The sequence below is a fragment of the Crystallibacter degradans genome (assembly GCF_012952295.1).
Classification (GTDB): Bacteria; Actinomycetota; Actinomycetes; order Actinomycetales; family Micrococcaceae; genus Crystallibacter; species Crystallibacter degradans.
The window spans coordinates 1-8,521 of record NZ_JABBCH010000036.1; the positions used below are offsets into that span (position 1 = coordinate 1).

Annotated in this window: 4 protein-coding genes; all 4 read left to right on the forward strand. The window is 66.4% G+C overall.

From position 1 onward, the window contains the following. Window positions 1-227 precede the first annotated feature (227 nt). Genes HGO92_RS22660 through sbnB form a run of 4 tightly spaced genes read left to right on the forward strand, consistent with a single transcriptional unit; the run spans window position 228 to window position 8,138 of the window. Entirely contained in the window at window positions 228-3,446 is a 3,219-nt protein-coding gene (locus tag HGO92_RS22660) for a Pls/PosA family non-ribosomal peptide synthetase (RefSeq protein WP_277351957.1), read from the forward strand. After that, on the forward strand, window positions 3,443-6,067 hold the full coding sequence (locus HGO92_RS22665) for a non-ribosomal peptide synthetase (RefSeq protein ID WP_169998893.1): 2,625 nt from the start codon (window positions 3,443-3,445) through the stop codon (window positions 6,065-6,067). Before HGO92_RS22660 ends, HGO92_RS22665 begins: the two co-directional genes overlap by 4 nt. Further along, entirely contained in the window at window positions 6,067-7,074 is a 1,008-nt protein-coding gene (locus HGO92_RS22670) for a TauD/TfdA family dioxygenase (RefSeq protein ID WP_169998899.1), read from the forward strand. The genes HGO92_RS22665 and HGO92_RS22670 overlap by 1 nt, the downstream gene beginning before the upstream one ends. Continuing rightward, window positions 7,071-8,138 carry a 2,3-diaminopropionate biosynthesis protein SbnB gene (sbnB, locus tag HGO92_RS22675; protein WP_169998895.1) on the forward strand — a complete coding sequence of 356 codons (1,068 nt, stop codon included), beginning with the start codon at window positions 7,071-7,073 and terminating at the stop codon, window positions 8,136-8,138. Before HGO92_RS22670 ends, sbnB begins: the two co-directional genes overlap by 4 nt. The last annotated feature ends 383 nt before the right edge of the window (window positions 8,139-8,521 follow it).

The window sequence follows — 8,521 nt, forward strand, 5'->3', positions numbered from 1 at the left end:
CCGGCACCGTTACCGGCTGGGCCGGTCAAAGCGCCGTCATCCAACTCGACGAACCCACCGGCCGCTTCACCACCGGCCAAATCCGCTGCCCACCACTCGGACTCCAACCACTACCTGAATAGTTACCTCCGACAATTCCGACGAACCCCGCGGCATCCGCGGCTCAGGCCGGGAACGGCTCTCCAGCAACTCCGGCCACGAGTGCGGTCGTTGCTCTGGAGCGCCGCCTGGCGGATCTTCTCGCATCAGTGGTGAAGAAGGACGATGTCCCGGTAGACGCCAACTTCTTCCTCGAATTAGGCGCGGACTCACTGGTCATGGCACAGTTTTGCGCCCGCGTGCGCAAACAGCCGGACCTGCCAGCCGTGTCGATCAAGGACATCTACCAGCACCCATCAATCTCGGCGCTGGCCGCGGCCCTGGCGCCGGCGAAAGAGGCATCGGCGACGGCGCAGGTGCAGGTGCAGGACCAGTTGGCGGAGGTGCTGGCCGGCGTACTGGGCGTCGAGCACGTGCCGGTGGAGGCCAACTTCTTCCACGACCTGGGCGCCGATTCGCTGGTCATGGCGCAATTCTGCGCGCGGGCGCGCAAGCAGCCGGACCTGCCAGCCGTGTCGATCAAGGACATCTACCAGCACCCATCAATCTCGGCGCTGGCCGCGGCCCTGGCACCAGCGGAAGAGGCGACGGCGCAGGTGCAGGTGCAGGACCAGTTGGCGGAGGTGCTGGCCGGCGCGCTGGGCATTGACCATGTCCCGGCGGACAGCGACTTTTTCCAAGACCTCGGCGCTGACTCGCTGGTGATGGCCAAGTTCTGCGCCCGCGTTCGCAAGCAGCCGGACCTGCCGGCGGTCTCCATCAAGGACATCTACCAGCACTCAACGATCGCGGCCCTGGCCGCGGCTCTGGCGCCAGCGAAACCGGCGACGTCACCAGTGCAGGGCCGGCTGGCCGAGGTGCTGGGCGGAGTGCTCGGCATTGACAATGTTCCGGTGGACAGCGACTTTTTCCAAGATCTGGGCGCGGACTCGCTGGTGATGGCCAAGTTCTGCGCCCGGGTACGCAAGCAGCCGGACCTGCCCATGGTGTCCATGAAGGACGTCTACGGCAGCCCAAACATCTCCGCCCTCGCCGCAGCCCTGCAAGGCACTTCGCAGCAACACCAGCGGCGGGAGCCCTCACCGGCTCTGGCGTCCGTGCCGGAGACGCCGCGGCCCATCGACGCGCGGACGTGGGAGTACGTCACCTGCGGCGCCCTGCAAGCGCTCGTTTACGTCGGCTACTGCCTCCTCGCCGGCTGGCTCGCGGTCGTGGGGTATCAGTGGATCTTCCCGGAGGCGGGGCCGGGCAACCACCACTGGCTGGGCCACGGGATGAGCTTTGGTGAAATCTACCTGCGGTCGATCGCTTTCTCCGCGGCGACTTTCGTGCTGCTGTGCATCCTGCCGGTGGCCGCGAAGTGGATCATCATCGGGCGCTTCCGGCCCCGGGAGATCCGCATCTGGAGCCTCGCATACTTTCGGTTTTGGCTGGTCAAAACCCTGATGCGAACCTCCCCACTCTCACTGATGACCGGTTCCCCGCTGACGACCTTCTACCTGCGGGCCATGGGCGCGAAAGTGGGCCGCAACGTGATGATCCTGACCAATCGCCTGCCGGTCTGCACCGACCTGCTCACGATCGGGGAGGGGACGGTGATCCGCAAGGACGCGGTACTCAACGGCTACCGCGCCCATGGCGGCGTCATCCAGTTGGGTGCGCTGACGCTGGGCCGGGACGTAATCGTCGGAGAGGGCAGTGTCCTGGACATCGACACGGGAATGGGAGACGGCTCGCAGTTGGCCCACCGCTCCACTTTGTACACAGGCCAAGTCGTGCCCGGGGGCGAGCGTTGGCACGGTTCGCCGGGCAGGCGCACCGATGTGGACTACAGCGGGGTCGAGGCGACGCCCTACCGGCCTTGGCGGCGGGGATGGTTCGCCATATCCCAACTCGTTTCCACCCTTGGGCTGGGCCGCACCATGATCAGCCTGGTGATCGCGCTGGTCGTCCTGGCGCAACCGCGGGTAGCGGCGCTGCTGGAAGTGCAGCCGTTCGCGTTCACTGACTGGGTCTTCTACGCCGACGCAATTACCTATGCCGGTCTGGCCATCTTCGGCGGAACAGTCATGGCGTTGGTCGTTATCACGACCGTGCCGCGGGTGCTCCAACTCGCTGTGAAGCCCGATAGGGTGTATCCGCTGTTCGGGCTTCGGGACGCGGCGGCGCGGGCGGTGGCGAGACTGACCAACAGTCCCATGCTTGGAGGGTTGTTTGGCGACAGCTCATACGTCGTCAACTACGTGCGGGCGATTGGGTACAAGCAGCCGCAGGTTCAGCAGACCGGCTCGAACCTGGGAACGATGTTCAAGCACGATAACCCGTTCCTTTCGACGATCGGCAGCGGGACGATGATTGCCGACGCGGTGTCTTTCATGAACACCGACTACTCGGCGACATCGTTCAAGGTCAGTGAGGCGTCAATCGGAGCGCACAACTTCCTTGGTAACGCCGTTCTCTACCCGGCCGGGGCCAAGACCGGAGACAACTGCCTGCTCGCAACAAAGGTGATGGTCCCCATCGAGGGACCGGTGCGCCAGGACGTGGGTCTGCTCGGATCGCCTGCGTTTGAGATTCCCCGCTCGGTCCTGCGGGATGCCCTTCCCGAGGAGCATGTCGGACGATCCCACTTCCGCCGGGACCTTGCGGCCAAGAACAAGCACAACCGCCACACCATGGCCCTCCTGATGCTTACGCGGTGGCTCAACACGTCGCTTGCCTTGGTGATAATGTTCGCCGCCCTCGAACTGTCCGACCAATTTGGTTTCCTTGCCCTCAGCGGGGCGTTCGTCGTGATGCTCTTTGTCGGCCTGCTGGTCCCCGTCGGCATCGAGCGCCTCGCCACGGGACTGAGGCCGCTTCAGCCCCAGCTCTGCTCCATCTATAACCCCTACTTCTGGTGGCACGAGCGGTACTGGAAGATGTCGCTGCAGAGCCGCTACGCAGGCCTCCTCAACGGTACGCCGTTCAAGCCGCTGGTTTGGCGTCTGTTGGGGGTGCGGATCGGGGCCCGTGTCTTCGACGACGGCTGCGGAATCATCGAGCGGACCCTGGTGACGATCGGCTCCCGCTGCACGCTGAACGTCGGCACCACGGTTCAATCCCACTCCCAAGAGGACGGAATGTTCAAGTCCGACCACAACGTCGTCGGCGACGACGTCACGCTTGGCGTCGGGGCCTTTGTCCATTACGGCGTGACCGTCGAAGACGGTGCCGTCGTCGCTGCCGACTCCTTCGTAATGAAGGGGACGACCCTCACCTCGGGATCCCTGTGGGGTGGCAACCCGGCCGAAGAGGCCCGAACCGCCGCCACGTCCCCCGCCGCACTGGAAAGGCCCGTATCATGACCACCACCTCTGCGCTGACCTGCCGCACCGTCGCCAACCATTCCTCCGATCCGGCAACCAGCCGGCCTGCCCTTCCGCCAGTCGCCCCAACGGCGATTCCCAGGTGGACTCTGGAGCCCCAGTCCGGCCAGGAGCAGATCGAGGTGGCGGTTCCCAAGGACCTGCGCACCTCCGTGAAGTTGACGGCCCGTGCCTTGCACACGACGCCCGGCTCGCTCTGGCTGGCGGCCCACGCGCGAGTACTGCAGGCCTTATCCGGCGAGACGGAGATCGCCACCGGATGCGTGGACTCGGCGGGGACCTGGCGATGCAACCTCGATCTGGGCCACCCGTCCTGGCGGGGCTTGGTATCCGCGGTACAGCACCGGCAGGTTCGGGCCGGCTCTGTCCCTGTCGACACCGAGCAGGCCCGCCGCGGGGAGGACCGTCACGAGGCCGCATCTCCGGGGTACGAGGTGGTGTTTGGCGCGCTTGACGGCGACGATGCAGAACTGCCGGAGGGCATCGTCCTCGGAGTTACCCTCCGGACCATCGCCGGGGGCGAAGTGCTCCGGCTGCGGTACCGGCGGGACGTCCTCGACGACGATGCCGCTCTCAGGATCGCCGGCTACCACCTGGCCGCGCTCTGCCACCTGGTCGCCGACCCCGAAGCGGAGCCAGCCGATGCCGACCTGGTCGATCCGGACGAGCGCCGCTTCCAGCTCGAGCAGCTGGCCGGACCCGAGCGGCCCCGGCCCCGACGACGCTTCCATCGGCTGTTCGAGGAGCGCGTCCGGCTTCACCCCGAACGCATCGCCGCAACGCAAGACACGCGGGAGTGGACGTACGCAGAGTTGAATGCCCGCGCCAACCGGCTGGCCCGCGCCCTGCTGGCGCATGGCCTGCAGGCGGAGGACATCGTGGCGGTCGTCGCCAAACGGGACCTGGAGTGGATGGCCGCGGTCATCGGCATCCTCAAGGCCGGAGGCGCGTACTTACCGATCGAACCGCACTTCCCCGCCGACCGGATCGCCAGAACACTCACCCGGGCCGGGAGCCGGATGGCGCTGACCGAGGAAGGCAGCACCGCCTCGCTGGACGAAGCACTCGAGGGGATACCCTCGGTCACCAGGCTCCTCTTCGAAGACATCGAGGCCGAGGGGCACGCCGCCGACGATCTCGACGTGGAGGTGCGTCCAGACCAACTCGCCTACGTCTACTTCACCTCCGGCTCCACGGGCGAGCCGAAGGGCGCGATGTGCGAGCACGACGGGATGGTGAACCACCTGTACGCCAAGATCGAGGACCTGGGAGTCCGCCCCGGCGACGTCGTCGCCCAGAGCGCTCCGCAGTGCTTCGACATCTCGCTGTGGCAACTGGTCTCGGCCCTGCTCGTCGGCGGCCGCACACTCATCGTCGAGCAGGACCGCATTCTCGACGTCGAGCGGTTCGTTGACACGGTGGAACGGGGCACGGTGGCGGTCTTCCAGGTCGTGCCGTCGTATCTGGACGCGGTGGTCGCGTACCTGGCCGGCAAACCCCGCACCCTGCCACACCTCCGCTGCGTCTCGGCGACCGGGGAGGCCCTGAAACGCGAGTTGGTCCGCCGCTGGTTCGACGTAATGCCGAACGTCAAGCTGGTCAATGCCTACGGACTGACGGAGACCTCGGACGACACGAACCACGAGGTGATGAGCGCAGCGCCCACTGGCGGCTCCGTGCCGCTGGGTCCGCCGATCCCGAACGTCCGGATCCACATCCTCGACGAGCGGCAGCGGCTCGTGCCGCTCGGAGCGCCGGGCGAGATCGCTTTTTCCGGGGTGTGCGTGGGCCGCGGTTACATCAATGACCCGGAGCGCACTGCACAGGCCTACTCCACCGACCCCTACGTCGACGGCGCGCGGCTCTACCGAGCTGGCGACTATGGACGCTGGTCACCGGACGGCAAGCTGGAGTACCTCGGCCGGCGAGACAACCAAGTCAAGATCTCCGGGTTCCGCATCGAGATCGGCGACATCGAGAACGCGCTGTTGCGGGTTCCCGGTGTCCGCGACGGCGCCGTCGTCGTTGGCGAGGGCGGCGGGCAGTCCAAGTTCCTGGTGGCGTTCTACTCTGGCGACCGGCCGCTCGAAGTCGACGAGATCCACACCGAAATGGCCTCGCGGGTTCCGGGCTACATGGTTCCGTCGGCGTACAGATGGCAGGAGAGCCTGCCCCTGACCAGCAACGGGAAGATCGACAGGAAGGTCTTGACCCGCATGGCGCGGGAGGCCGTCCCCGAGGCTGGCACTCCCACGGAGTCGCTCACGGCCACCGAGCAGCGGCTGGCTGAGGCATGGGCGAGCGTCCTCGGCATACCGGCGGGTCGGATCGGCGGGCAGGACTCGTTCTTTGCGCTGGGCGGCACCTCCCTATCCGCGGTGAAGCTCGCCGTCTTGCTCAAGCGCGCGGTGTCGATCAAGGACATCATGCAGACGCCCGTCCTCGCGGACCTGGCGATCCTACTCGAGGCTTCGTCCCTGGAGGATGCTGCCGAACGGCCCGCGCCCACGCCAGCGGAAACCGCGGCAGAGCCCGCCTCCATGTCTCGGAGACCGATAAGTCACTCCAACCCGCTACCCGTGAAACGAAAGGACCTATGATGTCGTATCCCTCACCCAGGATTCAGCTCGATGTGGAACGCCAAGCCGGCCGGGCACCGATGCTCGCCGTCGAGGACGCCCACAACCCCGTGCAGTGGGCCGAAGAGAACCGCGAGGCGCTGCGCGCAGCGGTGGATGAGAACGGCGCCGTCTTGGTCCGCGGGGTGGGCCTCAGTGATCCCGCCCAGGTGGCCGAGGTCTACCAGCGGCTGGTCCCGGGCGGCCTCATGCCGGACCGGGAGGCCTTCGCCACCCGGCAGCCCTACCTGGACGGCGTGTACTCGTCGCTCACCTGGCCCGCGAACCAGCCTATGTGCATGCACCACGAGGTCAGCTACGCGCTTGAGTTCCCCGGCCTGATGCTCTTCGCCTGCCTCCAGGCACCCGGCGTCGGTGGCGTGACCGGCATCGCGGACGCCCGCTCGGTGCTCGACGCCATACCGGCGGACATCGTCCAGCGGTTCGAAAGCGAAGGGTGGCTCCTCGCCCGCAGCTACAACGAGGACATCGGAGCCACCTACGAAGAGGCGTTCGGGGTCGCCGACCGCGCTGCCGTCGAGGACTACTGCCGGGCCCACGCGATCGAATTCGAGTGGCAGCCCGACGGGGAGCTCCGCACCCGGCAACGCCGCCCTGCCGTTGTCCGGCACCCGGTAACCGGCGAGCGCTGCTGGTTCAATCAGGTAGCGTTCTTGAGCGAATGGACCATCGCGCCCGAGATCAGGGAGTATCTGGTGGACGTCTACGGTTCCGACGGGCTGCCGTTCAACACCCGCTTCGGCAACGGCGAGCCGATCGGCGAGGACATCATCGCCCTCTTGAACGAGGTCTACGAGGCCCACACGCTGCGAACGCCGTGGGAGACCGGGGACCTCATGCTCGTCGACAACGTCCGCATGGCCCACAGCCGCGAGGCGTACGAGGGCCCACGGGAGATCCTCGTTGGCATGGCCGAGCCACGCAATGCATTCGATCTCGATACCCACACCCAGGACGGTGCACGATGACAGAATTCGCCACATCCCCAGTGACAGCCGCAGCGGAGCCGAAGACGGTTCCCCCCTTTGCGGTCATCTCCGGAGCCCAAGTGCAGGAGGTGCTCAGGGGCCAGGAAAAGCAGGTCGTCGAGCTTGTCGAGCAGACCTACCGGACGCACGCGGCCGGAGACTCGGTGAACCCCCCGTCCTACTTCCTGCGCTTCCCGGACCGGCCCTCCTCGCGCATCATCGCCCTGCCCGCCTCGGTCGGCGGACAGGTGGAGGTCGACGGCATCAAGTGGGTCTCCAGCTTCCCGGAAAACGTCGCGTCCGGGATACCGCGCGCCTCAGCGGTGTTGATCCTCAACGACCGGGCAACGGGCTACCCCTTCGCGTGCATGGAGAGCTCCATTATCAGCGCCTCCAGGACGGCTGCATCGGCCGCAGCGGCTGCGGACTGGCTCAGCCGAGGCCGGCGGCGTCCCAGACGCATCGGGTTCTTCGGCGTGGGGCTCATCGCCCGCTACATCCACACCTTCCTGCATGCGACCGACTGGTCCTTCGACGAGATCGGGGTGTTCGACCTCTCGGGCGAGAGCGCGGAGGGTTTCAAAGGCTATCTCGAACGCAGCGGCACCCAAGCCCGGGTGACCCTGCACGATGGCCCCGAGCAGCTGATCCGGAACAGCGACCTCGTAGTGTTCGCCACGGTGGCAGGTGAGCCGCACGTGCACGACACGACGTGGTTCGCGCACAACCCGCTGGTGCTGCACGTGTCCTTGCGCGACTTGGCCCCGGAGATCTTGATGGCGTCAACCAACATCCTCGACGACGTCGACCACTGCTTGAAAGCCGGGACGTCGGCCCACCTCGTGGAGCAGAAGGTCGGCCACCGGGGCTTCGTGGACGGCACTTTGGCCGACGTCATGGAAGGCAGGGTCTCGCCTGCGGACGACCGCCCCGTGGTGTTCTCGCCGTTCGGCCTGGGCGTGCTCGACCTGGCGGTGGGCAAGTACGTCTACGACGAACTTGCCAGCAGCGGCCAGCTCCGGGTGGTCGAGGACTTCTTTTCCGAGCTGCGCAGGTACGGCTGACCCGGCGGCCCAACCAATTCATAAATTCGCACCCACCGAGGAGTGACACAAATGCTCTCGTTACCGCAGATGCTGGGGAATGTGTCCAAGGCACACGTCCAGTCCCCTGAGGACTGGGCACAGTCGGTCACCGACGTCCTACGCGACGCCGCGATCTACCACCAGGCCTGTAACGGCTTCTACCGTGCCCAGTGTGGCGCGTTGGGAGTCGATCCCGCCGCGATCAACGACATCAACGACTTGCAAGACCTGCCCCTGGCGGATTCTAGGGGTCGATGCAACACCCGTGGTCAGCTGGCTATCAGTAAATCACGAAGTTGCTCTGCGGGAGTGTTCCAGCCGAGGGTTTTGCGTGGTCGGGCGTTGAGTTGCTGGGCGACGCG

Coding starts and splice junctions, on each gene's coding strand:
- sbnB (WP_169998895.1), top strand. CDS start 7,071: ATGACAGAATTCGCCACATCCCCAGTGACAGCCGCAGCGGAGCCGAAG.
- HGO92_RS22665 (WP_169998893.1), top strand. CDS start 3,443: ATGACCACCACCTCTGCGCTGACCTGCCGCACCGTCGCCAACCATTCC.
- HGO92_RS22670 (WP_169998899.1), top strand. CDS start 6,067: ATGTCGTATCCCTCACCCAGGATTCAGCTCGATGTGGAACGCCAAGCC.